This window comes from Microbulbifer sp. HZ11 (assembly GCF_000708675.1).
Taxonomy (GTDB): domain Bacteria; phylum Pseudomonadota; class Gammaproteobacteria; order Pseudomonadales; family Cellvibrionaceae; genus Microbulbifer.
In genome coordinates this window covers 1-1,073 of the sequence record NZ_JELR01000003.1, presented here as the reverse complement: position 1 = coordinate 1,073, position 1,073 = coordinate 1, and the positions used below count along the sequence as shown (strand labels likewise).

Annotated in this window: 1 protein-coding gene; it reads left to right on the top strand. The window is 47.3% G+C overall.

Features of this window, described 5'->3' with window-relative positions; translation table 11 throughout:
- The first annotated feature begins 565 nt into the window (after positions 1-565).
- Positions 566-967 (top strand): hypothetical protein, encoded by a 402-nt coding sequence (locus AU11_RS18350; protein ID WP_156035395.1) that lies wholly within the window; start codon positions 566-568, stop codon positions 965-967.
- Positions 968-1,073 lie beyond the last annotated feature (106 nt).

The window sequence follows — 1,073 nt, the reverse complement described above, 5'->3', positions numbered from 1 at the left end:
CGACATCTTACTTTGTGCACTTTGTTGCGCGGTCGCTCCGCTCCTATTTTGCGCAACAAGGCGCCCAAAGTAAGCTGCGGCTGAGCGCGGCGTTATGTGTTGTCTATGAATGACTTTCGAGTATGAAATTGAAGTATTTAGGATGGTTGTTTCTGCTTCCTGCACTAGCTGCAGCTACCTATGAATACTTCAGCCTAAATCGGGCCATTGAGTCTGAGACAACACAATTTGTAAGTGGAAAAGTTTCAGCTCTTCGGACCTACAACGGGTATTCATCCTTTGAGGTGGAGGGCGTGAAATTTCGAATGCAGTCTTTGATTCCCTGCATTGATCAGAGAGATAAGATTCAGGATGGCCTAGAAGTGAGTATTAAGTTCAAGTCAATACCAAGGTGGCCGGGAACCCTTGAGAGCTATGGGTGCATTATAGAAATCGAGTATATTGGTGAATTAAAGAGCAAGCCGACTGGTCAGATGTCCCGAGGCACATAACAAACAGCGGCAGAGCGACAGCCAACGCTACGCACCTTTTGTGTTACTCGCTGGCGCTCAAACATTAACACAAAATGCGCTCCGCGCTGGCTGCGCCTGCGCTGGGCGTTAAGCGTCAAGGAAGAATTGTGGTCAAAAAAGAAGATTGGAAAGTTAAAAATTTACCAATCGAAACAGAAGATTTGGGCTATTCAAATTTTTTCTGGGATTCAGATGCCGAAAAAATAATGAGCGGCCACTTACCAACGAGTATGGACGACAAGTGGTTTGTATACTCAGAGAATGGGTGGGTTTATTTTGTTCGAAGCTGGACCGGGCATTACATTTTTGCCTTCCAACTGGCAGGGTCCTCCGCCGGAGGCTCAAGGGTGATTTCAAGCTGGGTAAACACTAACCCAGAACAATATCGCTCGCAAAGCCGAGAAAGTGATGTGCAGCTACTAAACGATGTTATTTGTTCCACCTTCGGTATCTAGGGCAGCGCTTAACAAGCTGCGGCAGAGCGACAGCCAACACTACGCGTCTTTTGTGTTACTCGCTGTCGCTCAAACATTAACACAAAAGGCGCTCCGCGTTGGCTGC

What these genes read in the sequence shown, in the direction of transcription:
- AU11_RS18350 (WP_156035395.1), top strand. Translation starts at nt 566, where the DNA reads ATGCGCTCCGCGCTGGCTGCGCCTGCGCTGGGCGTTAAGCGTCAAGGA.